Origin of the sequence: Pseudomonas sp. (assembly GCF_037994325.1) — a bacterium.
In the GTDB taxonomy this organism is placed as follows: Bacteria; Pseudomonadota; Gammaproteobacteria; order Pseudomonadales; family Pseudomonadaceae; genus Aquipseudomonas.
The window spans coordinates 1-22,529 of sequence record NZ_JBBNAH010000747.1 but is presented as its reverse complement, the minus strand read 5'-3'; the positions used below and the strand labels follow the sequence as shown (position 1 = coordinate 22,529).

Below are 22,529 nucleotides of genomic sequence, written 5' to 3'. Positions count from 1 at the left end.
TACAGTTCGCACAACACACCCCATTTCTGGCGCATCTCTAACCATGAAAAACCTGCGAACCCGCTACCTGAAGTTTGTCGATGGCAAGCTGGTGAATATCAACATCAAGCCGCTGTAAAGTTAGCTTACCTATTGCTGACTGCGAGGCTTGTGATGAACGTGTTGTTTATGTGTACCGCCAATAGCTGCCGCAGCATTCTTTCTGAGGCCATGTTCAACCACCTAGCGACGCCACCGTTTGTGGCCTTCAGCTCCGGCAGCTTTCCCAAAGGCCAGGTCCTGCCGCAAAGCCTGACCACCCTGCGCGAGGCGAATATTGCGGTCGAAGGCTTGCACAGTAAGGGTAACGACGCCTTTGCCGACAGCCCGCCGGATATCGTTATCACCGTCTGTAACAACGCCGCTGGCGAGGCCTGCCCGGTGTATTTCGGCCTGGCGCTCAAGGCGCATTGGGGCCTTGAAGACCCTTCCCATGTTGTTGGCGACGCCAATGAAGTACGCGCAGCCTTCAACGCTACGCTAGCCATTATCGAGCGTCGCTGTCGCGCATTTCTGGCCTTGCCGTTTGCCGATTTGGACCGCGAGCACCTAAAGCATGAACTCGACCGTATTGGCCTGTTGTGATTCAAGAGAACGGTCAATGAAACGCTGCGATTCTCGACGCCTCTGCGCTCGATTAATGCCTGCCGTGGCGCAATACCTGTGATGTTGTTGCCTGTGCAACTGTTGCTGTGGCAACACCTGATCAGCAGGCTGTTGGCTGAGTGACAGCTATTCCCTGGCTTAAACGCCTAAAACGCCCGTACCAGAGCGGTCAAAGCACTTGGCATGAGTGCTGCAATATTCCTTGTGAATAGAGTTTTTCTTTGCGTACCTGCCTTTCAGGCATAAGCAAAGAAGCTTCGCCTCTCAGCACAAGGAGTTTTCCATGGGTACCGCCCCGCGTATCAGCAGCCGTCTGGCTCGTTTTTTCAGTACTGCCAGCCTGGCGCTGGTTTCCTCGGCTGCCGCGTTGGGTTGGGTCGCTGGCGCCCAGGCGCAGGATGCCTTGCCTAAAGAGCTGCGCCTGGACTACGCCTATTACTCACCGACCAGTCTGGTGCTCAAGCATTTCGGGTGGCTGGAGCAAAGCGTGGGGGAGGGCAGCAAGGTGACTTGGACCCTCAGCCAAGGCAGCAACCGCGCGCTGGAATACCTCAACAGCGGCAGCATCGACTTTGGTTCTACCGCAGGCCTGGCCGCTGTGCTTAGCCGCGCCAACGGCAGCCCGATCAAAACCGTGTACATCGCCAGCCGCCCGGAATGGACCGCGTTGGTGGTGGCCAAAAATTCGCCGATCAAAACCGTGGCCGACCTCAAGGGCCATAAAATTGCCGCCACCAAAGGCACCGACCCGTACCTGTTTACCCTGCGTAGCCTGGAACAAGCCGGCCTGAGCAAAAACGATGTGGAGTTGGTGCATTTGCAACATGCCGATGGCCGCACTGCCTTGGAGAAAGGTGATGTCGACGCCTGGGCTGGGCTCGATCCGCTGCTGGCCGCCAGTCAACTGCAAGCCGGTTCGCGCATCCTCTATCACAACGTCAATTTCAACAGCTACGGCGTAATCAACGTCACCGAGAAGTTTGCCCAGCAGTACCCGCAGGCCATCGACAAGGTGATCACCGCTTACGAAAAAGCCCGCAAGTGGGCGCAAGAAAACCCTGAAGAGCTGGCGCAGATTCTTTCCAAGGAATCCGGCCTGCCGTTGGACGTGGCCAAGCTGCAACTGCAACGTACCGACTTCAGCAACTCGCAGCCAGGTGCCGAACATATTGCTGCGCTGAAAGCCGCGGCGCCGATTTTGCTGACCGAGGAATTGGTGCGCAAAGGCGTGGATGTTAATGCCGTGGTGGATCAGTTGATTGAACCGTCGTTCAGCAAGCAGGCCGTTGCTGCCAAGTAAGGTGTGCATGGTGTTAAAGGCGTCCGCGGCTTGCCGCGGATTTGCCGTTTTCCGTAGAGGGACAACCCTATGACGAGCAAAAGCAAAGCCCTGCCAGCGCCCGCCGAGCGCAACTGGAAGCCGGGCTTCGATTCGGCCGCCTGGAAGCGGCGCGCCAAGGGCCTGGCACTGCCGGTAGTGGCGTTACTGCTGCTGGAATTTGTGGTGCGCATCGGCTGGGTGCCGCCGTATCAATTGCCCGCGCCGAGCGACATTTTTGCAACCCTCACCGACCTTGCCGCTGGCCCGCTGTGGAAACACATCGGCGCCAGTGTGGCGCGGGTGCTATTGGGCTTTGCCATTGGTGCCGGTCTGGCGTTATTGGCGGCGGCATGGGTGGGTTTAAGCCGCGAGGCCGAAGCTTATCTGGAGCCGACTTTTGCCGGCTTGCGGGCGATCCCCAGCTTGGCCTGGGTACCGCTGTTGCTGCTGTGGTTGGGCATCGATGAAACCAGCAAGGTGGTGCTGATCGCCATTGGCGCGTTTTTTCCGGTGTACCTCAATGGCGTGGCAGCGATCCGCAATATCGACCGCAAGCTGGTGGAAGTAGGGCAAATGTATGGCTTCAGTTCCGCCCGCCTGGCGCGGCGCATTTTGCTGCCAGCGGCGCTGCCTGGGTTGTTCACCGGGCTGCGCAGCGGCATGAGCTTGGCCTGGATGTTTCTCGTCGCCGCAGAACTGATTGCGGCCACCAAAGGCCTGGGTTATTTGCTCACCGACGGCCGCGAAACCTCGCGCCCCGATATCGTGCTGGCGGCCATTATTGTCTTGGCCTTGCTCGGCAAGCTCTGCGACGGCGTATTGGCCAAACTGGAAAACCATTTTTTAACTTGGCGTGATGCCTTCAGTGGGGAGGCTTAAGCATGACTGACGCCTTATTGAACGTGCGCGTGGAGCGCAAGCAATTCGCCGCCGTCACCGTGTTGCGCAATATCGACCTGCAGCTGCAAGAGCGCGAAGTGGTGAGTTTGCTTGGCCCCAGTGGTTGCGGCAAAAGTACCTTGCTGCGCATTGCCGCTGGGCTTGAGCGGGAATTTAGCGGTGCGGTCAGTCGCGACTCCCAGGGCGGCGAAGTGGCCTTTGTGTTTCAGGAACCGCGGCTGATGCCGTGGCTGACGGTGGAAGAAAATATCGGCTTTAGCGCCGGCAACCAGTTCGATAAAAAGTGGGTGCGCCAGCTGATCAATGAAGTGGGCCTGGACGGCTTCGCTGAGGCATTGCCCAAGCAGTTGTCGGGCGGCATGGCGCAGCGGGTTGCCCTGGCTCGCGGGCTGTACTCGCGGCCACGGGTGTTGCTCTTGGACGAGCCGTTTAGCGCGGTGGATGCTTTCACCCGCATGAAGTTGCAAGACTTGCTGCTGCAATTGGCGCAGCACCATGGCATTGCTTTGCTGCTGGTGACCCATGATGTGGATGAGGCACTGTATTTAAGCGACCGCGTGCTGGTGATGGGCAGCCAGCAGCCGAGCAGCATTCGCGTGGAATTGGCGGTGCCGTTGCAGCGGCCGCGGGATCGGCGGGATTCGCAGTTGGGCAGTCTTAAAGTTGAGGCGTTGACCGAGCTGCAGTTGGCGCATGTGATTTAGCCGCGCGATCGGGTGTGCTGTTGCCCTCACCCCCAGCCCCTCTCCCGCAAGCGGGAGAGGGGAGCCTAATCGCGATAAGGAAGAAAACAGTGTGCGACGCCACAACTAAATACAGTCCCCTCGCCCCTGCGGGGAGAGGGTTAGGGTGAGGGGGGACCTTGCCGTGCTCTCAAATCGACAAATGCAGCAGCCGATTGTCCTGCCTCACCTCATCCGGCCGCCGTTTGTTCACCACCAATTCCCCAATGGCAATCAGCCGCGCCCGCGTGACGTTACGGCTTAAGCCGAGCAAGCTGGCGGTGTGCACCTGGTTGTAGTGGCTAAAGCGATAGGCCGCACGCAGCAACGCGTCTTCTACTTTTTCATGCAGCGCGCCGGCCTGTTCTTCGAATAGGCGTTGGAAAGCACGTTGCAGCAGCCCATCGGCGCTTTCCTCGGTGGCGACCTGTTCGTCCTGGCGCTCAATGCGCAAGTTGGACAGGCGCAGGTCGTCGGCCTGAATCAGGTCATCGCGGCAAATCAGCAGGGTGTGGTGAATGACGTTTTCCAGCTCGCGAATATTGCCCGGCCAGCCGTAGCTCACCAGCTTGCGTTCGGCATCCAAACTGAGCTGGACGTCGCCATAACCCAAGCGCCCGCTGTAGCTGCGCAGAAAGTGGCGGGTAAGCGGCAGGATATCGCCGGGGCGTTCGCGCAGCGGGTGCAGTTGCAGGCTGACGACGTTAAGGCGGTAGTACAGGTCTTCGCGAAAATGCCCGGCGTTAATGGCTTTTTCCAACAAGACGTTGGTGGCTGCCAATACCCGCACGTTGATGGGAATGCTTTTGCGCGAGCCCAAGCGCACCACTTCGCGTTCTTGCAATACGCGCAGCAGTTTCACCTGGATGGCCATCGGTAGATCGCCGATTTCGTCGAGAAACAAGGTGCCGCCGTTGGCTTCTTCAAACCAGCCGGCTTTGGCCGCGAGGGCGCCGGTAAAGGCGCCTTTTTCATGGCCAAACAGTTCGGCTTCCACCAGCGATTCGGAAAACGCCCCGCAGTTAACCGCGACAAACGGCCCGCCGCTGCGGCGGCTGAGGTTGTGGATATGCCGCGCTACCAATTCCTTGCCGGTACCGGTCTCGCCAATGATCAGGACGCTAGCCTCGCTGGGGGCGACCTGTTGTAGGTGGGCGAGAAGGGCCTGCGATTTGGGGTCTTCAAAGACCTGTGCGGTCGCCCGGATCGAGGTTGCCAGTGCGGGGGAAGCGGGGAGCGTAAGCAGTTGCATGGGTTTGCCTATGAGTAAAAAGTCGGGGTAGGCAGGGTGTGGTTCAGTGCCCAGTCGCCCAGCTCGTGGATTTTGTAGTCCACTGGGTCGTGCAGGGTTTGCGTGCGCAGGTTGCGCCAGTAGCGGTCCAAACGCAGTGAGGCGTGGGTGGCGCGGGCGCCGGTTACTTCAAACAGGCGGCTACACACATCCAGCCCGGTGCGCGTGGCTGACACCTTGGCAGCGGCAATCGCCAGGGCCAGGTGGCCGCGCTCTTCGCTGCTGAGTTGGTGTTCTTTTTGCCAGGCTTCGTCCAGCAGGTTGGCTGCCCGCTCAACCAAGAGCCGGGTGCCTTCCAGCGCGGCCCAGAATTCGCCGTAGTGGCGGATGACATAGGGGTCTTCGCTGACGGAACTGGCCTTGGATTTAAACCATGGCCGGCCTTCTTTAAGCGTGTAGTTACGCGCTTCGTCCAGGGCACCCTCGCTGATACCGAGAAAGATATGGGCGAAGTGCAGCTGGGCAATCAACGGACGCAGGCAAGCAAACGGTGTGCTGAGAGGGCCCGGATCAAGCAGCAGCTCGGACTCTTCCACCCGCACCCGTTCAAAGGTGGCGCTGCCGCTGTCGGTCTGGCGCTGGCCCATGTTGTTCCAGTCATCGTGCAGGGTGATGCCGGTCCGTGCCGTCGGTACGGCGGCGATCAGCAGCTTGCCGCCGGCGCTTTCGTCGATGGCCGAGGCAATCAGCATTTCTGAATCGGTGGCGCCGGAGCAGAAACTTTTTTTGCCGGAGAACTCGCGGTGGTCAGCGAACTTGCGCACCACGGTGCGGGTGTCCAGCGGGTTGAGGGCGTTACCCCAAAACCAGTTTTTGCGTGCCGTTTGTTCAAACCAGGGTTGCCACTGTTCCGGGCGGGAAAACAGGCGCACGGTGGCCAGCATCAGGTGTTGAAAGCCGAATACGTGGGCAATGGAGCTGTCGACCTTGGCGAACTCGCGCACCACCGTTAGGGTTTCGCTCCAGTTGCCACCAATGCCGCCAAATTGGGTGGGAATACTCAAGGCCAGCAGGCCGCTGGCACGTAGGGCGTCGCGCTCGGCCTTTGGCGTGCCGCCGCGTTGGTCGCGCTCCACGGCGGTTTCGGCAAACTCGGCGGCCAGTTGCCGGGCGGTTTGCAAGGGGTTGAGTACGGCGGGTTGTGGGTTGCTGCTCACTCGGAATTCCTCATTTTGGCTCGGCATCTGCGTGCCTGGGTCCCCGCCTGCGCGGGGACGACGGGCTTACTAGCGTCGTTCCCGCGAATGCGTGAACCCAGAGTCGCGCAGGTGACGCCTCGCTCAAGCGCGTTGCTGTTTGTTGGCGGGCAACACATCGTTGGCAATCATCTCGCCAAACGGCCCGGTCAAATTGGTGATGCCTCGGCCGGCCAAACTGGCGTAGGGCTCGGGCAGCAACGGGAAGACCAGTTCGGCAAAGCGATAGGCCTCCTCCAAGTGAGGGTAGCCGGAGAAAATAAAGCTTTCGATGCCCAAGTCGGCGTACTCCTTAATCCTTTCGGCTACCTGTTGCGGGTCGCCGACCAATGCCGTGCCGGCGCCGCCGCGCACCAGGCCAACGCCGGCCCATAGGTTTGGGGCAATTTCCAGGTTGTCGCGGCGCCCGCCATGCAACGCGGCCATGCGCTTCTGGCCTTCGGAGTCAAAGCGCGAGAAGGATTTTTGCGCCGACTCAATGGTGTCGTCGCTGATATGTTCGATCAGTTTGCTGGCGGCCTGCCAAGCCTCGTCTGCCGTTTCGCGCACGATCACATGCAGGCGAATGCCGAACTTCACTGTGCGGCCTGTCTTGGCGGCGCGGGCACGCACATCGGCGAGTTTTTCGGCGACGGCGGCGGGTGGTTCGCCCCAGGTTAGGTAGACGTCTACTTGCTCGGCCGCCAGGTCGTGGGCGGCATCGGACGAACCACCAAAGTACAGCGGCGGGTAGGGTTGCTGAATCGGTGGGTAGAGGGCTTTGGCGTTTTGCACATTGATATGTTTGCCTGCGAAGTCCACCGACTCACCCTGCAACACGCGGCGCCAGACCTTAAGGAATTCGTCGGTCACCTCATAGCGCTCGGCATGGCTTAAGTGAATACCGTCGCCACGGTTTTCGTCTGGGTCGCCGCCGGTAACTACGTTGATCAACAGGCGGCCGCCCGACAGGCGATCCAGCGTCGCGGCCATACGTGCCGATACGGTGGGCGAAATAATCCCCGGGCGTATCGCGACCAGGTAGCGCAGGCGTTCGGTAAGCGGTGCCAAGGCCGAGGCCACCACCCAGGAGTCTTCACACGAGCGCCCGGTGGGGATCAGTACGCCGTAGTAGCCCAGGCTGTCGGCGGCCTGTGCCACTTGTTTGAGGTAGGGCAGGGTGACCGGGCGGGCGCCCTGGCTGGTACCGAGAAAATGGCCATCGCCGTGGGTGGGCAGAAACCAAAACACATTCATCAGTAAGGCCTCAGGCAATTTTTTGCAGGGTGGCGGAACGCGCGGCGAACAGCGGTGCGGCACGTTCGACAGCGAGCTGGATACGGGCTTTCAGCAGTTCGTTGCTGACTTGGTAGTTAGTGAAATCGGCTTCGCTGGCGTAGACGCCGATTGGCAAGGTCAGTGACTGGAAAAAGCTGAATAACGGGCGCAGTTGGTGGTCGATCACCAGCGCATGGCGCTCGCTTCCGCCGGTAGCGGCGAGCAACACTGGGGTGTCGATCAGGGCGTTCATGTCCACCAGGTCGAACAGGTGCTTAAGCAGGCCCGGGTAAGAGCCGCGATACACCGGCGAGGCCACGATCAGGAGGTCGGCGCTTTCGATGGCCTTAACCTGCGCTTCGATCTCAGCCGGCAACTCGCTACGTTGCAGCGCGCCACCCACGGCGCGAGCAATGCTGCCCAACTCAATCACCTGGCCGTTAACCGTATGCCCCTCGCGGCCCAATTGCTCAGCCAACTGGGCCAACAGTTCTTCGGCGAGCACCAAGGTGCGCGAGGGCCGGTACGAGCTACCGGCAACGGCGATTACGTTAAGAGGAGCGGTCATGTCTAAGTTCCTGTGGTGTTGCGCCAGCAACAGGCTGAGGTGCGCGATAAACAGGGTTTTGCAAGAGCTGTACCAGCGCCGGCAGGCGCGGAATACGGGGGCTGTAGAGTAATTCCCTGCGGCGCAGATGTTTGTGCAGCAGGGAATTGCTGGAAAGATGTTGCTGGGGCAACAGTTGCTGGTTAAACACTTGCACGCTAGTCGGCGCGCCCAGCGATTTGCGCGTAAGCCCGTGGGGCGCGCAGCACACCCTACGGCTGTAGGGGCGTGGATGTGCGAGACGCACCACGCGATTTTCCCGAGTTGATCGCTATCTGATCGCCCCCAAGCCAGACCCCGCCAACCACTACATGTAGCGTGCTATGCACAGACTTATGCACAGATAGTGTGGATATCTGTGTTTTGCAGATACACACGCGGCCGCGCAAATCAACCGCTAAAGCGCTTTGCTAGCGCTTGTTCAGTACCTGCGCCAAACGGTCACCACCGAACTGAATAGCCGCGACCAGAATCACCAGCAGCACAATTACGGTCAGCATCACTTGGCTGTCGAAACGCTGGTAGCCGTAGCGGTAGGCGATATCGCCCAGGCCACCGGCACCAATGGCGCCGGCCATGGCTGAGGAGTTGATCATGGTCACCAGGGTGATGGTAAAACCGCCGACGATGCCGGGCAGCGCTTCGGGCAGCAGCACGTGCCAGACGATATGCCAGCGCCGGCAGCCCATCGCTTGTGCTGCTTCGATCAAGCCGTGGTCGACTTCACGCAGACTCACTTCAGCGATGCGCGCAAAGAACGGCGTAGCGGCGATGGTCAGCGGTACTACGGCCGCCCAGACGCCATAGGTGGTGCCGACGATCAAGCGGGTGAAGGGGATCAGCGCCACCATCAAAATCAAGAACGGGATGGAGCGAAACAGGTTTACAAAGGCACCCAGCGCGCGGTTGAGGTTGGGTGCTTCGTAGATGCCGCCTTTGCCGCTGGTAACCAAAATGACCGCCAGGGGAATACCGGCGAGCAGGGCAATAAGCGAGGACACGCCGACCATCAGAAAGGTATCGAGCACGCCCTGCCATAAACGATCAAGCCTCATAGCCGACTACCTCCACCTGTTGTGCCCATTGCCCCGCGCGTTGGCGCAGGCGTTCGGCGTCTTGTGCCGAGCCGCTAACGGCTAGCAGCAGTTGCCCCAAGGCGTGCCCTTGAATGCGTTCAACACCGCCTTGCAGCAGGCGAACACGGCCGCCGAGGGCGGCGAACAAGGCGGCTAGGTCGGGTTCTTCGCTGTTGCCGCCGGTGAACTGCAAACGCAGCACCACGGCGGCATCGCTGCTCACCGGGTAGCTGTGCAAACGCTCGCGCAATTCTTCCGGCAGACCATGCTGCAACGGCGCCAACAGGGTTTTGCTGACCTCATGCTGCGGGTTGCCAAACACTTCCCACACCGGACCTTGCTCGACCACCCGGCCATGTTCCAGCACCACCACGCGGTCGCAGATATCGCGGATAACCGCCATCTCATGGGTGATCAAAATAATGGTCAGGCCCAAGCGTGTGTTGATCTCTTTCAGCAGGCCGAGAATCGACTGGGTGGTTTCGGGATCAAGCGCCGAGGTGGCTTCATCGCAGAGCAAAATCTCTGGGTCGTGTACCAGGGCGCGGGCAATGCCGACGCGCTGTTTTTGCCCGCCGGAAAGCTGCGCCGGATAGGCCTTGTGTTTGTCTTGCAGGCCCACCAATTCCAGCAGCTCGCGTACTTTGCGTTGGCGGGCATCCTTGGCCACACCCGCCACCTTGAGCGGCAGCTCGACGTTCTGCCAGACGGTTTTCGCCGACATCAAATTGAAGTGCTGGAAGATCATGCCGATGCGCCGGCGCAGCGCCACCAGGCGGTCTTCGTCAAAGCCGCCGATGTCCACTTGGTCGATCAGTACGCGGCCGCTGGAGGGTTGCTCCAAGCGGTTGATGGTGCGGATCAACGATGACTTGCCGGCACCGCTGCGACCAATAATGCCGAACACTTCGCCACGGGGAATCGCCAGGTCGATGCCATGCAAGGCGTGCACATCACCATAGGTTTTGCTGAGGTTGATAAAGCGCACATGGGCACTGTTTAGCTCTGGGTGCAGCTCGGTGTGTTGCGCAGGCGGCCGAGTGGTCTCGGTGTGCTGGCGGGGCAGGTTGACCACGCTCATTTAGTTTTTCCAGCCTGGCTGATACAGGGTGCCGTTGGCTTTATCCAAGGCGGCGCGCACCACCGGCGAGTGTTGGTAGATATCGACAAACTTGCTCAGGCGCGGGTCGGTTTTGCTTTTCGGTTGGATAACAAACTGAATGACGTATTCCGGGTGGTCGAGGCCGTCAAAGAGCAATGCTGAGGTGGCGTCGAAGCTTTTCGCCTGGCGGATATAGGCGGGGTAGCCCTGCACCAGATCGGCGTCATCGTAGGCACGCACCAGTTGCACGGCTTCTACCTGAATCAGCTTGATGTCTTTCGGGTTGGTGAGAATGTCGTCTTCGGTGGCTTTGTAACCGACGCCCGGTTTAAGGGTAAGCAGCCCGGCCTTAGCCAATAGTTGCAGGCCGCGCCCGCCATTGATGGGGTCGTTGGCGATAGCCACGGTGGCGCCTTCGGGCAGCTCGGCAAAGCTTTTGTATTTCTTCGAATACAGGCCGACGTTGTTGATGATGCCGGGGGCGAACGGCACCAAGTCAAAACCAGCAGCAGCCTTGGCGTTTTCCAGGAAGGGAATGTGCTGGAAGTAGTTCACGTCGATATCACCAGCGGCCAGGCTGACGTTGGGCGCGATCCAATCGGTGAACTCCACCAATTCAACTTTCAGGCCTTGTTTCTCGGCTTCGGCTACCGCTGTTTCCAGGGGAATGGCAAAGGCAGCGGTGGTGCCGATTTTCAGTGGTTCGTCAGCAGCAAAGGTGCTGCTGCTGAATAGGCCAAGCGCCAGTGCCAGGGCTTTGAGTGGGGTGCTTTTCTTCATCGCGGGTTCCTTCGAATAAATGGGTACCGGTTTAGCGGCGGTAGGCCGCGCCGGTGTGTTGGTCGGGTAATTGCGCGGCGCCATGGAAGAGCTTTTCGCGCAGGGTGCCGGTGTCGTACGCGGTCTTGTACGAGCCGCGGCGTTGCAATTCGGGGATGACCAAGTCGATAAAGTCGACGTAGCTTTCCGGGGTGACAATGCGGGTGAGGTTGAAGCCGTCCAGCCCGGTTTCACTGATCCAGCTTTCCAGTTCGTCCGCCACTTGTTGGGGGGAACCCACCAAGGTGATATAGCGGCCGCCGAGGGCGTGTTGGTCGAGCAATTTGCGCCGGGTCCAGTCGTTGTTTTGCAGAATTTTGGTCGCCGATTGGATGGCGTTGCTCTTGACGTGCTGGATCGGTTCATCCAGTTCGTACTGGGAAAAGTCGATGGCGGTGGAGGCAGAGAAATGCGCCACACCGGCTTCGGCGCTGGCGTAGCGTTTGTATTCGGCGAGCTTGGCCCGCGCCGCTGCTTCGTTGGCGCCAACGATCACGTTGATACCCATAAACAGCTTCACATCATCGGCCTTGCGCCCGGCGGCTACGGCACTGGCGCGCACCTTGTCGACCTGCGCCTTGGTGGAGGCTTTGTTCTGCCCGCTGATAAACACGCACTCGGCATGTCGCCCGGCAAAGAGCAAACCGCGCTCGGAGCTACCGGCCTGGAACAACACCGGTGTGCGTTGCGGCGAGGGTTCGCAGAGGTGGTAACCCTCAACCTGATAGAACTCGCCGTGGTGCTCGACCTTGTGCACTTTGCTCGGCTGGGCATAGATGCGCTGCTCGCGATCGTTGATAACCGCGCCGGCTTCCCAACTGCCTTCCCAGAGTTTGTACAGCACCTCCAGGTATTCATCGGCCTGGTCGTAACGGCGGTCGTGCTCGATTTGCTCGGTCAGGCCCATGGCCTTGGCGGCACTGTCGAGGTAGCCGGTAACGATATTCCAACCAACCCGGCCACGGCTTAAATGGTCGAGGGTGGAAAGCCGGCGAGCAAACAGATAGGGCGCTTCGTAGGTGAGGTTGGCGGTGAGGCCAAAGCCTAAGTTTTTCGTCACCGCGGCCATGGCCGAGACCAGCAGCAGCGGGTCGTTGACCGGCAGTTGAATGGATTCTTTCAGGGTGACGTCCACCGAGTTTTGGTAGACGTCGTACACGCCAACGATATCGGCAATAAACAGCCCGTCGAACAAACCGCGCTCCAATAGCTGGGCCAGTTCGGTCCAGTATTCAACCGTGTTGTAGGCGGTGGAATTGTCGCGGGGATGGGTCCACAGGCCGTGGTTGATATGGCCGATGCAGTTCATGTTGAAGGCGTTGAGCAGGATCTTTTTCTTAGTCTCCGGCGTGCTCATTAGAGGGTGCCTCGCAACGGTGGGTTTTGCTCGTTGAGGTAGTAGTTGCCCACGGCGTGGTATTTCCAACGCACCGGGTCGTGCAGGGTGTGCACGCGGGCGTTGCGCCAGTGGCGGTCCAGGCCGTGCTCGGCCAAGGTGGCTTGGCTGCCGGCCAGTTCAAACAAGGTGGTGCCCGCCAGCAGCGAGGTTTCGGTGCTGATGGCCCGCGCTTCGGCCACGGCAATGGAGGCGGCGGCCACGCTGTCGGCGTTGGGGTTGGCCTGGGCGCTGTCGAGCAATTCACCGGCGCGCTCCAGCAACGCTTCGCTAGCGCTTAGGCGCACGCTCAGTTGGCCGAGGCTTTTTAGTGTGAGCGGGTCTTCGCTGGCGATGTTGCTGGTGGCGTCGATCCATGGCCGGGTTTTGTGCCGGATAAAGTGCAGCGCATCTTCATAAGCTGCGCGGGCAATGCCGGTGTCGATAGCTGCATGGAGAATCTGCGCCAGCGGGCCAACCGGAGTAGGGCGCTCAAAGGCGCTTTGAAAGGGCACCACATCGTCGGCGGCGACATACACGTCTTCGAATACCACCGAACCGCTGCCGGTGGTGCGCTGGCCAAAGCCGCTCCAGTCGTCAATCACGCTTAAGCCTTGGCTGTTGCGTGGAACAAAGGCCAATTGCTGCACGCCCTGTTCATCAATCACCGAGGTGGGAATGCGCTGCGCATACAGCGCGCCGGTGGCGTAGAACTTGCGGCCGTTAATGCGGAAACCGGCGCCGTCGCGGGTGAGGCGGGTGGTGCGGTCATGGGCGGTTTTAGTACCCAGTTCGGCCAGGGCATTACCGAAACGCTGCCCGGCCAACACCTCGCCGTATAAGCGCTGTTGCTGCGCTGGCGTGCCGTTTACGCGCAGCACTTCCAGGGCGTAGTAGTGGTTTTGCGGAATCTGCCCCAGCGAGCCATCGGCCGCAGCAATCAGGGCGATCACTTTGGCCAGGGTGACGTTGGACACACCCGCGCCGCCGTATTCCTTGGGCACGCTGATGCCCCATAGGCCGGAGCGGGAAAAGGCGTCGAGTTCGGCATGCGGCAACAGGCGTTCGCGGTCGCGCAGGGCGCTATCGCGTTTGAAATCGTCGGCCAGGTCGCTGGCAATGATCAGCGCCTGTTCGTCGCTGCTGATTACGGCAGCGTGGGAAGAGATAGACATGGCGTGCTCGCTTAAATCCAGGAATGCCGGGCCGGCAACGTGCCGTTTAGGCGGTAGGCGCCGATAGCGTGGTATTTCCAGCGTACCGGGTCGTGCAGGGTGTGCACACGGGCATTGCGCCAGTGACGGTCGAGGTTGAATTCGGCGAGGGTGGCGCGGCTGCCGGCCAGTTCGAAGAGCTTTTCGCTGGCTTGCAGGGCGATTTCGGTGCTCAGCGCTTTCGCTTCAGCCACGGCAATCGAGGCCAGGGCGGCGGACTCAGCAGTAATGGGCGCGGCGTTGACTTGATCAAGCACCTGGCCGGCTTTACGCAGCAGCGCTTCGGCGGCATGCAGCTCGATTTTCAGTTTGCCGATGTCGGCAATCACATAGAGGTCGTCGCTGGCGCGCTCGACATTGGCATCCACCCAGGGCCGCGAACGCTCGCGAACAAAGCTGATGGCATCGTCAATCGCGCCACGGGCAATACCGGCGTCAATCGCCGCCTGCACCAGTTGCGAAACCGCGCCCTGAATATTCGGCGACTCATTAACCCGCCAGTTATCCAGCACTAAATCGGCGTCGACCCGCACGTTGTTAAGCAAGATGGTGCCGCTGGCGGTGGTGCGCTGACCAAAGCCGGACCAGTCATCAATAATGCGCAAGCCCGGTGTGCCGCGACGGACAAAGGCCAGCACCTGTTTGCCCTCGTCGTTCAACGCTTTTACCGCCACCCAATGGGCGTACAGGGCACCGGTGGAATAGAACTTCTGGCCGTTGATAACGTAACCGTCGCCGTCGGCAGTGATGCGGGCTTTAAGGGTGAGGGTGTCTTTGGTGCCGCGCTCGGGGCCGGCGTTACCGATACGCCAGCCGTCCAGCACGCTGGTGAGTAACTGGCGTTTTTGCGCCTCGCTACCGCAGCCAAGAATCAGGTTAAGAATGCCCACTTGGTTCTGTGGGATTTGCCCCAGAGCCGGGTCGGCGGCGGAAATAATCGCGAACACCTTGGCCAAGGTAACAAACGACAGCTGCGGGCCGCCGTATTCGCGCGGCACGCCAATACTGCCAAGGCCGCTGCGGGTAAACAGTTCAATCTCGGCCCAGGGCAGCTTGCGCTGGCTGTCGCGGCGCGCCGCATATTCGCGGGCCACGCTGGCTAATTCGTAGGCCGCTTGCAGGGCTTGGGCGTCATTGCGCAGCACCTGAGCGGGCAATAGCGGCGGGGCGGTATCGATATCGCTTTGTGGGTGGCCGTGGTTCAGGTTTGCCATTAGCGCGGCACCTGGCGCTGCACAACGGCGATCAATTGGGGATGGCGGACCATAGCTGCCTCGGTTCATTAAACAGGCCGCGCTAGAGCGGTGCTGTCAGGTTGAAGAAGGTCCGGTGGTCCGGTACATATAAGCTAAACGTGTATTCGCAATGAATAAACGTGCTTTTTGGAATAATAATAGAAGGCGTATTGGCAGGGCAATTAGCCAGTGGCACAGGCAATAAGATGAAATACCTGTACTAGTATTCGAAGTTGTATAAGGTTTGACTTGCACTCGACCGCTACTTTGAGGAACCCCTCCATGCTTAAACACCTTGTGCTTCTGGCCTGCCTAGGCTTGGCCAGCTGCAGTGATATCGACGTACAGCACTACAAAGACGAGAAACCGACCCTGGAGCTGCGCGAGTACTTCGGCGGTAAGGTTGAGGCGTGGGGTATGTTTCAAAAACGCTCAGGTGAAGTGATCAAGCGTTTCCATGTCGATATCAACGGCTACCCCAAGGGCGAGCAGTTCGTTCTGGATGAGCGCTTTACTTATAGCGACGGCACCAAACAGCATCGCGTCTGGACCCTGACACAGGACGGCCCCGGCCGCTGGCGTGGCCGCGCGGATGACGTAGTGGGGGAGGCCATCGGTGAGGTGTCCGGCAACGCCCTGCGCTGGCAGTACGTGTTGAGCCTGCCGGTGGACGGCAAGGTGTATGAGGTCAACTTCGACGACTGGATGTATATGCTCGACGAAAACACTTTGGCCAATCGCTCGTATATGACCAAGTTTGGCTTTGAGTTAGGCCAGGTGACGTTGTTTTTCCGTAAGCAGCCGGCCGAGTAGGGCGCTTACTCACTCAGCTAAATCTGCACTAGACGACTGGTCTAATTATGGCTAAGGTAGCCTCCATGACGAATTCAGCCCTCCCTGAAATTACCGATGTTCGCGAAAACATCCTCGCTACTGGCCAACGCATCATGGCCGGCAAGGGTTTTTCGGCGGTCGGCTTGAATGAAATTCTGCTCACGGCGGGCGTGCCCAAAGGCTCGTTCTATCACTACTTCAGCTCCAAAGACGCCTTTGGCGAAGCGATGCTGAGAAGCTACTTTGACAGCTACTGGGCCGAGCTTGAGCTAACCCTGAGCCAGCCAAACCAGAACATGGCACAGCGCTTGATGAGTTATTGGAACGCCTGGCAGCACACGCAGTCCTTTTATGAGTGCCAAGGTAAATGCCTGGCGGTGAAGCTGGGTGCGGAAGTAGCGGATTTGTCCGAAGCGATGCGCCTTGAGTTAAAGCGCGGCACCGCTGGCGTTGTTGAACGTTTGGCCCGCGCCATTACGGCCGGGGTGGAAGAGGGCTCGCTAGCGGTCGATGAGACCCCGGAGTGCGCCGCGCAAAGCCTGTACCAGCTGTGGATGGGCGCGAGTTTGATGGTGAAGATTGTGCGCACGCTGCAGCCGTTTGATACGGCGATGCTTACTACCCGCAAGATCCTGCACGTGTCCGAGTAAGCCTTCGGCAACCGTGCTGTAGGCACTTCGCGTAAGTGCCTTTTTTTACGCTTAGTTACTAGACGACTGGTCTAATTTAGACCTGAACTTTAATAGAAATAGGAGATACAACATGAAAGTTCTGATGGTTCTGACCTCCCACGATCAACTCGGCAACACCGGCCGCAAAACCGGTTTCTGGCTGGAAGAATTGGCCGCGCCGTATTACGCCTTTAAAGACGCCGGCGCTGAAGTGGTGTTGGCCTCGCCTAACGGCGGCCAACCGCCGCTAGACCCGAAAAGCAACGAGCCAGACTTCCAAACCGAACAAACCCACCGTTTTGAAGCCGACGTCGATGCCACCGCGCAACTGGCCAACACCCTGCGCCTGGACAGCATTTCCCAAGCCGATTTCGACACCGTGTTTTACCCAGGCGGCCACGGCCCGTTGTGGGATTTGGCCGAAAGCCAAACCTCGATTGAGCTGATTCAGGCCTTTATCGCTGCCAACAAACCCGTGGCCTTTGTTTGCCACGCGCCAGGCGTGCTGCGTCATGTAAAAACAGCGGACGGCCGGCCATTGGTCGAAGGCAAAAAAGTCACCGGTTTCACCAACAGCGAAGAAGCCGCGGTGCAACTGACCGATATCGTGCCGTTCCTGGTGGAGGACGAACTGAAAGCCAAAGGCGGCGTGTATTCCCAAGGTCCGGACTGGGGTTCGTATGTGGTCGTTGATGGCCTGCTGATCACCGGGCAAAACCCGGCATCCTCGGCCGAAGCGGCAACCGTGCTGCTTAAACAACTGGCGGCCTAAATCCTGCTGTTGGCGCCGCCGTTTATGCGCGGCGGCGCCAAGCCTCTTCGGCGTTTTTACCGCGCCACGTAACAGCCAATTCCATATCGAGACACTGAGCCATGCCGCACAGCGCACTTATGCAGCCTATTACTTTGGGCCGCCACACCCTGAAAAACCGTATCGTTTTACCGCCGCTTACCCGCCAACGCAGCGGCCAGCCGGGCAATGTACCCACCGACTTGATGGCACTGTATTACCAGCAACGCGCCAGCGCCGGTTTTATCGTCACCGAAGGCACGCAAATTGAACCGCGCGGCCAGGGTTACGCCTGGACGCCGGGCATCTATACCAATGAGCAAATCGCTGGCTGGCGCAAGGTGACCGACGCCGTGCATGCCAAGGGTGGGGTGATTTTTGCCCAGCTCTGGCACGTCGGCCGGGTTTCCCACACCGCCCTGCAACCGGATGGCGCCGCGCCTATCGCGCCCTCGGCGTTGCAAGCGCTGAAGGTCAAAGCCTTTATCGAAACCGGGCCGAACAGTGGCACCTTGGTCGAGCCATCAATGCCGCGCGAGCTGAGCGTTGCTGAGATCAACGAGTTGGTCGCGCTCTACGCCCAGGCAGCAAAAAACGCCCTGACGGCTGGCTTCGATGGCGTGGAAATCCACTGCGCAAATGGCTACCTGGTGAACCAGTTCATCTCCCATCACGCCAACCAACGCACCGATGAATACGGCGGTTCGTTGCCCAACCGTCTGCGCTTTCTGCGCGAAGTGGTTGAGGCCGTTAGCGCAGTGGTCGGCCCAGACCGCCTGGGTGTGCGCTTTACCCCGTTGTTTACCAGCACAGACCAGGACCGCGTGTATATCGGCTTTGTCGAAGACGACCCGCACGGCACGTATATAGAAGCCATCAAGGTGTTGGAGGAGGTGGGCATTGCTTACCTGTCGATCGCCGAAGCGGACTGGGACAACGCCCCGGATTTACCCGAAGTCTTTCGCCGCGACGTACGCAGCACCTTTAGCGGCCGCATCATCTACGCCGGTCGCTACACCGCCGAACGCGGCGCGCCGCTGGTGGCAGCCGGGTTGGCCGACCTTATTGCATTTGGTCGTCCGTTTATTGCCAACCCGGACCTACCAGCCCGTATCGCCAACGGCTGGCCACTCAACCGGTTAAATGCCGCAGCGCTGTATGGCGGCACGGAGGAGGGCTTTACCGATTACCCGTTTTACGCCGAAGAACGCGAAGAGGCGCTGTGCTAGGGCGTCATAGCGGGTGAATCGAACACCGCACGCCCGCCTAAAAGCAAGAATGGACGGGGGACCAGCTGCTGAGGTTAAATAGAATGACTCTCATTTGCTACGTATGCAGAGCCATTCCAGATGATTGAAGCCGCTACACCGTCCAACACCCACCTCAGCACGTTGTACCGCGACCATCAAAGCTGGCTGGAAACCTGGCTACGTCGGCGCGTTGGCAATGCCTGGGATGCGGCCGATCTCAGCCAAGATACCTTTGTGCGCGTATTGGCCAGCTCGCAACAGCTGGCCGACTTGCGTGAGCCTCGGGCTTATTTGTTAACCGTCGGTAAACGCCTGCTCAATAATTTCTACGCCCGCCGCAGCCTGGAACAGGCGTATCTAGAGGCTTTGGCGCAATTGCCGGAAGACAGCGTGCCGTCGCCCGAGCTGCGTTGGCTGCTACTGGAAACCCTGCAAGCGCTGGACGAATTGCTCGATGGTTTGCCCGCTGCAGTTCGCCGTGCGTTTCTTTGGAGCCAACTGGAAGGCCTCGGTTATCGCGAGATTGCCAAACGGTTGCAGGTTTCCGAGCGCACGGTAAAACGCTATATGGCCCAGGCTTACGAGCATTGTCTGTTGGTTGAGCTCTGATGCCTTCGGCGGCCAATAGCGACGCCGTTGCCGTCGCCCGCGCGGCGGCGCAGTGGTTAGCGCTGGTGGAGTCGGGTGCGGCGACGGCGGACGACCATATCCGTCTGCAACACTGGCGCAGCAGTAGCGCTCACCACGAACAGACCTGGCAACGCGCCCAACAACTACGTCAGCGTTTTGCCGGCCTGCCGACCGAGTTGGCCATGGCCGCGCTGGATCGTCCTGATCTGGCCCGCCGCGCCGCGATTAAACGCGCCCTCGGTATTGCCGCGCTGGTGCCTGCTACGTGGTTACTGAGCCGACAATTGCCGCTGGACGTGTGGACGGCGGACTTGCACACCGCCATCGGCGAACAAAAAACCGTGCGTTTGGCTGATGGCAGTCTGTTGCAGCTCAACACCGATAGCGCGGTCAATGTCGACCTCGGCAAGCGTGCCGTTACCGTGCTGCGCGGCGAAATCGCCCTCAAGGTGCCCGGCGCCACGCCACTTACGCTTCATCTGCCAGTTGGCCGGGTGCTGCTGAGCAGGAGTGAGGTGTGTGTACGGCTCAATGAGCAGAGCTGCCAGGTGTCAGTGCTCAGCGGCGTGGTTCAACTGCAAGCCTTAGCTGGTGCCGAACTGCTGTTGCGTGAAGGCCAGCAGGTGAGCCTGACGGCAACTGGCGCTGGCCCCGTCAGCAGCTTTGATGCCTCCCGCCCCAGTTGGCGTGACGGCGTTCTGCTTGCGGAAAACCAACCCCTGGGCGATTTCCTCCGTGAGCTACGCCGCTTCCGCCCAGGGCTATTGCGCTGGGAACCCGAGCTGGAACAGCTGCGCGTTACGGGCAGCTTCCGTCTCGACAACACCGATAACGTGCTGCAACTGCTGGCGGCCACGCTGCCGGTGGAGGTGCAGGCGCGCACCCGCTATTGGGTCACCCTGGTACCGCGAAAAAATATGGCATGAGCCTGTCCCTTTTTTTCACCTCGCCGGTCATTCCAGCTAAGTGAACAGAAAACGAGAGCTCTCTCCCATGCCAGCAGTATCGCCTCGCCGTTTCAGCCGAGCGTCTTCGCGCTTGAGTTTGATCATTAGCCTCAGTGCCAGCCCGTTACTGATTTCTGCCAGTTGGGCTGACGACATTGCCAAGCGTAGCTTCGAGGTTTCAGCCGGTGCCTTGGGCACGGCATTAACCCGTTTCGCCAGCCAGGCCGGCGTCAACCTGTCGGTAGACCCGGCGCTGGTGAGCGGCCGTAACAGCAGCGGCCTGTCCGGCACTTACGGTGTGGAGGAGGGCTTTGCCCGTCTGCTCCAGGGCAGCGGCTTGCAGCTGCAACCAGTCAGCGAGGGCGCCTACACCTTGGTGCCCGCTGCAGCAGACGGCGCCATGGAACTGGGTCCGATCACCATCATGAGCAGCTCGGTAAGCAACGACGGCGACCCCTATGCCGGCGGCCAAGTTGCGCGCCGTGGTTCGCAAGGGCTGTTGGGTTCGCGGGACTTTATGGAAACGCCGTTCAGCATGACCAGCTACACCAGCAAAACGGTGAAAGACCTGCAAGCGCGCACCCTTAATGATCTGGTCGCCAGCGACCCGGCCGTACGCTCCACTAACCCGGCGGGCGGGCGCTACGAACAGTTCACCATTCGCGGCCTCAGTCTGTTCAACACCGATGTTGCCTATAGCGGCCTGTACGGCGTGCTGCCAACCTATTCCATTGATATGGAAATGGCCGACCGCGTAGACATCTTGCGTGGCGCCAGCCAGTTGATTAACGGCATCTCGCCGCGCGGCAGCGTGGGCGGCGGCATCAACGTGGTGCCCAAGCGCGCAGGCGACAAAGCCCTGACCGAATTCACCGCCAGCTATGCCTCCGATAGCCAGGTGGGCGGCGCCATCGATATCGGCCGGCGCTTCGGTGAAGGCAATCAGTTTGGCCTGCGCTTTAACGGCGTGAAACAGTCCGGCGACACCACGTGGGACCACCAAAGTGTTGACCGTGATATGGCCGTTGTCGGCCTGGACTTCCGTGGCGAGCGGCTGCGCCTGTCGACCGATATCGGCCACACCGAGCGCGACACCGACGCCCCGCAAGAACGCGTGCTGATCGGCGCCACTGCCAAGGTGCCGGACGCCAAAGACGTGCACCGCAACTACGCGCAACCGTGGAGTAAGGCGCGCACCGAAGACACCTTTGCCGCGGTAAACGGCGAGTACGACCTCAGTGATTCGCTGATGGCCTATGCCGCCGTCGGCGCCCGCGAAAGCGACCACACCTTTCTGCGCCACAACGTGCCCGTGAGCAACGATGCCGGCGACTTTAGCGTGCAGCCGCGTGACTTCACCCGCGACGAATCGGTACGCACCGGTATAGCCGGCCTGCGCAACTGGTTCGACACCGGCCCGGTGAGCCACGAAGTCAATCTGGCAGCCAGCTACTTCTACATGGACTTCACCAACGGCGGCGCCCGTTATGCGGCTTCGCCAAGCAACCTCTACGACCCGGTGACCACACCGACACCCAGCGCCATCGTGCGCCCCGACGCCGAGGTGTACACCGAGAACCGCTACACCGGCGTCGCGCTGTCCGACACCCTGGGCTTTTTCGAAGAACGGCTGCTGCTCACCTTGGGCGCGCGCTGGCAGCGGGTAAAGGTCGACGATTGGACCAACAACGCAAAAGGCGCCACCGCCTACGACGAAGAAAAAGTCTCGCCCTCGGGCGGCGTGGTGTTCAAGGTCACCGACCAGTTCTCCCTGTATGCCAGCTATATGGAAGGCCTGAGCCAAGGCAAGATCGCGCCGTCAACGGCACGCAACTCCGACGAAATTTTCCCGCCCTTTATCAGCCGCCAAATTGAAGTGGGCGCCAAGTACGACCTCGGCAGCTTTGGCCTGACCGCGAGCGCCTTCCGCCTCAAACAACCCGCCTATGAAACCAACGCCACCACGCGCAATTTTGGCCCCAACGGTAAACGCGAGAACAAAGGCATCGAACTCAGCGTATTTGGCGAACCATTGCAGGGTTTTCGTTTGCTCGGCGGTGTGATGTACATCGACAGCAAACTGACCGGCACCGTGGGCGGCATCGCCGACGGCAACCGCGCGCCGGCCACGCCGGAATACAACGTCAACCTGGGCGCCGAGTGGGATGTGCCGACGGTGTCCGGGCTAACCCTGACCAGCCGCGCCATTCACTCCAGCTCGCAATACCTGGACCAAGCCAACAGCAAGAAAATTGATGGCTGGGAACGTCTCGATATCGGCGCACGCTACGCCTTCAAAGTCTCCGAGAAAGACGTCACCCTGCGCGCCAGCGTGGAAAACGTACTGGACGACCAATACTGGATCTCCGCCGGCGCCTCCGACGACAGCGAACCGGGGCTGAGCTTGTCCACCCCTAGAACGTATTTGCTCTCGGCCACGCTTGGTTTTTAACCCGGGAGACAGTACGAGCGAGGTAGGTTGGGTTGAGCCCTAGGCCAAGCCCAACCTAGCGCCCCACAGCGCTCCCGTCGAACCAGCGCGCTATTCAAAGCGCAGAACTTCGCCGCCTTTGGCTTTCACCATCGCGGCAAACGGCGGCAGTCTGGCGACGAAGTCTGTTTCAAACGCCAGGTAGCGGTCTTGTGG

21 protein-coding genes are annotated in these 22,529 nt (G+C 60.1%); 11 read left to right on the top strand and 10 right to left on the bottom strand.

Annotated features, from left to right (window positions below; genetic code table 11):
• The first annotated feature begins 153 nt into the window (after window positions 1-153).
• The 4 genes from AAAB16_RS25160 (at window position 154) to AAAB16_RS25145 (ending at window position 3,570) form a co-directional block, all read left to right on the top strand.
• Window positions 154-624 carry an arsenate reductase ArsC gene (locus AAAB16_RS25160; RefSeq protein ID WP_340665813.1) on the top strand — a complete coding sequence of 157 codons (471 nt, stop codon included), beginning with the start codon at window positions 154-156 and terminating at the stop codon, window positions 622-624.
• A 304-nt stretch (window positions 625-928) separates the two neighbouring features.
• Window positions 929-1,945, top strand: coding sequence for an aliphatic sulfonate ABC transporter substrate-binding protein (locus AAAB16_RS25155; protein WP_340665812.1), 1,017 nt, complete (start codon window positions 929-931; stop codon window positions 1,943-1,945).
• Window positions 1,946-2,014: 69 nt separating this feature from the next.
• Window positions 2,015-2,845: an ABC transporter permease gene (locus tag AAAB16_RS25150; RefSeq protein ID WP_340665811.1), complete on the top strand. Its 831-nt coding sequence runs from the start codon at window positions 2,015-2,017 to the stop codon at window positions 2,843-2,845.
• A gap of 2 nt (window positions 2,846-2,847) precedes the next feature.
• On the top strand, window positions 2,848-3,570 hold the full coding sequence (locus tag AAAB16_RS25145; RefSeq protein ID WP_340665810.1) for an ABC transporter ATP-binding protein: 723 nt from the start codon (window positions 2,848-2,850) through the stop codon (window positions 3,568-3,570).
• A 169-nt stretch (window positions 3,571-3,739) separates the two neighbouring features.
• Here the strand turns inward: AAAB16_RS25145 and AAAB16_RS25140 are convergent, their stop codons facing one another.
• The 10 genes from AAAB16_RS25140 to AAAB16_RS25095 form a co-directional block, all read right to left on the bottom strand.
• A complete protein-coding gene (locus tag AAAB16_RS25140; protein ID WP_340665809.1) occupies window positions 3,740-4,840 on the bottom strand; it encodes a sigma-54 dependent transcriptional regulator in 1,101 nt (366 codons plus the stop codon).
• A gap of 8 nt (window positions 4,841-4,848) precedes the next feature.
• Entirely contained in the window at window positions 4,849-6,036 is a 1,188-nt protein-coding gene (locus tag AAAB16_RS25135; RefSeq protein ID WP_340665808.1) for an acyl-CoA dehydrogenase family protein, read from the bottom strand.
• Window positions 6,037-6,159: 123 nt separating this feature from the next.
• A complete protein-coding gene (gene ssuD / locus AAAB16_RS25130; RefSeq protein WP_340665807.1) occupies window positions 6,160-7,311 on the bottom strand; it encodes an FMNH2-dependent alkanesulfonate monooxygenase in 1,152 nt (383 codons plus the stop codon).
• 10 nt (window positions 7,312-7,321) lie between these two features.
• On the bottom strand, window positions 7,322-7,900 hold the full coding sequence (gene msuE / locus AAAB16_RS25125; RefSeq protein WP_340665806.1) for an FMN reductase: 579 nt from the start codon (window positions 7,898-7,900) through the stop codon (window positions 7,322-7,324).
• A 449-nt stretch (window positions 7,901-8,349) separates the two neighbouring features.
• Window positions 8,350-8,994, bottom strand: a complete 645-nt coding sequence (locus tag AAAB16_RS25120; RefSeq protein WP_340665805.1) for a methionine ABC transporter permease — start codon at window positions 8,992-8,994, stop codon at window positions 8,350-8,352.
• Window positions 8,984-10,096, bottom strand: coding sequence for an ATP-binding cassette domain-containing protein (locus AAAB16_RS25115; protein WP_340665804.1), 1,113 nt, complete (start codon window positions 10,094-10,096; stop codon window positions 8,984-8,986). Before AAAB16_RS25115 ends, AAAB16_RS25120 begins: the two co-directional genes overlap by 11 nt.
• Window positions 10,097-10,897 carry a MetQ/NlpA family ABC transporter substrate-binding protein gene (locus AAAB16_RS25110; protein ID WP_340665803.1) on the bottom strand — a complete coding sequence of 267 codons (801 nt, stop codon included), beginning with the start codon at window positions 10,895-10,897 and terminating at the stop codon, window positions 10,097-10,099.
• A gap of 31 nt (window positions 10,898-10,928) precedes the next feature.
• Entirely contained in the window at window positions 10,929-12,293 is a 1,365-nt protein-coding gene (locus tag AAAB16_RS25105; protein WP_340665802.1) for an LLM class flavin-dependent oxidoreductase, read from the bottom strand.
• On the bottom strand, window positions 12,293-13,486 hold the full coding sequence (locus tag AAAB16_RS25100; protein WP_340665801.1) for an SfnB family sulfur acquisition oxidoreductase: 1,194 nt from the start codon (window positions 13,484-13,486) through the stop codon (window positions 12,293-12,295). The genes AAAB16_RS25105 and AAAB16_RS25100 overlap by 1 nt, the downstream gene beginning before the upstream one ends.
• Window positions 13,487-13,497: 11 nt before the next feature.
• Entirely contained in the window at window positions 13,498-14,739 is a 1,242-nt protein-coding gene (locus AAAB16_RS25095) for an SfnB family sulfur acquisition oxidoreductase (RefSeq protein ID WP_340665800.1), read from the bottom strand.
• Between the two features lie 303 nt (window positions 14,740-15,042).
• On the opposite strand from AAAB16_RS25095, the gene AAAB16_RS25090 reads away from it, so the two are divergent.
• The 7 genes from AAAB16_RS25090 (at window position 15,043) to AAAB16_RS25060 (ending at window position 22,334) form a co-directional block, all read left to right on the top strand.
• Window positions 15,043-15,573, top strand: a complete 531-nt coding sequence (locus AAAB16_RS25090; protein WP_340665799.1) for a DUF3833 domain-containing protein — start codon at window positions 15,043-15,045, stop codon at window positions 15,571-15,573.
• 65 nt (window positions 15,574-15,638) lie between these two features.
• Window positions 15,639-16,244, top strand: coding sequence for a TetR/AcrR family transcriptional regulator (locus AAAB16_RS25085; protein ID WP_340665798.1), 606 nt, complete (start codon window positions 15,639-15,641; stop codon window positions 16,242-16,244).
• Window positions 16,245-16,356: 112 nt separating this feature from the next.
• Entirely contained in the window at window positions 16,357-17,037 is a 681-nt protein-coding gene (locus AAAB16_RS25080) for a type 1 glutamine amidotransferase domain-containing protein (RefSeq protein ID WP_340665797.1), read from the top strand.
• A gap of 101 nt (window positions 17,038-17,138) precedes the next feature.
• Window positions 17,139-18,284: an alkene reductase gene (locus AAAB16_RS25075; protein WP_340665796.1), complete on the top strand. Its 1,146-nt coding sequence runs from the start codon at window positions 17,139-17,141 to the stop codon at window positions 18,282-18,284.
• Window positions 18,285-18,404: 120 nt separating this feature from the next.
• On the top strand, window positions 18,405-18,914 hold the full coding sequence (locus AAAB16_RS25070; protein ID WP_340665795.1) for a sigma-70 family RNA polymerase sigma factor: 510 nt from the start codon (window positions 18,405-18,407) through the stop codon (window positions 18,912-18,914).
• Window positions 18,911-19,861, top strand: a complete 951-nt coding sequence (locus AAAB16_RS25065; protein ID WP_340665818.1) for a FecR domain-containing protein — start codon at window positions 18,911-18,913, stop codon at window positions 19,859-19,861. Before AAAB16_RS25070 ends, AAAB16_RS25065 begins: the two co-directional genes overlap by 4 nt.
• Before the next feature lie 67 nt (window positions 19,862-19,928).
• Window positions 19,929-22,334 (top strand): TonB-dependent receptor, encoded by a 2,406-nt coding sequence (locus AAAB16_RS25060; protein WP_340665794.1) that lies wholly within the window; start codon window positions 19,929-19,931, stop codon window positions 22,332-22,334.
• Window positions 22,335-22,529 lie beyond the last annotated feature (195 nt).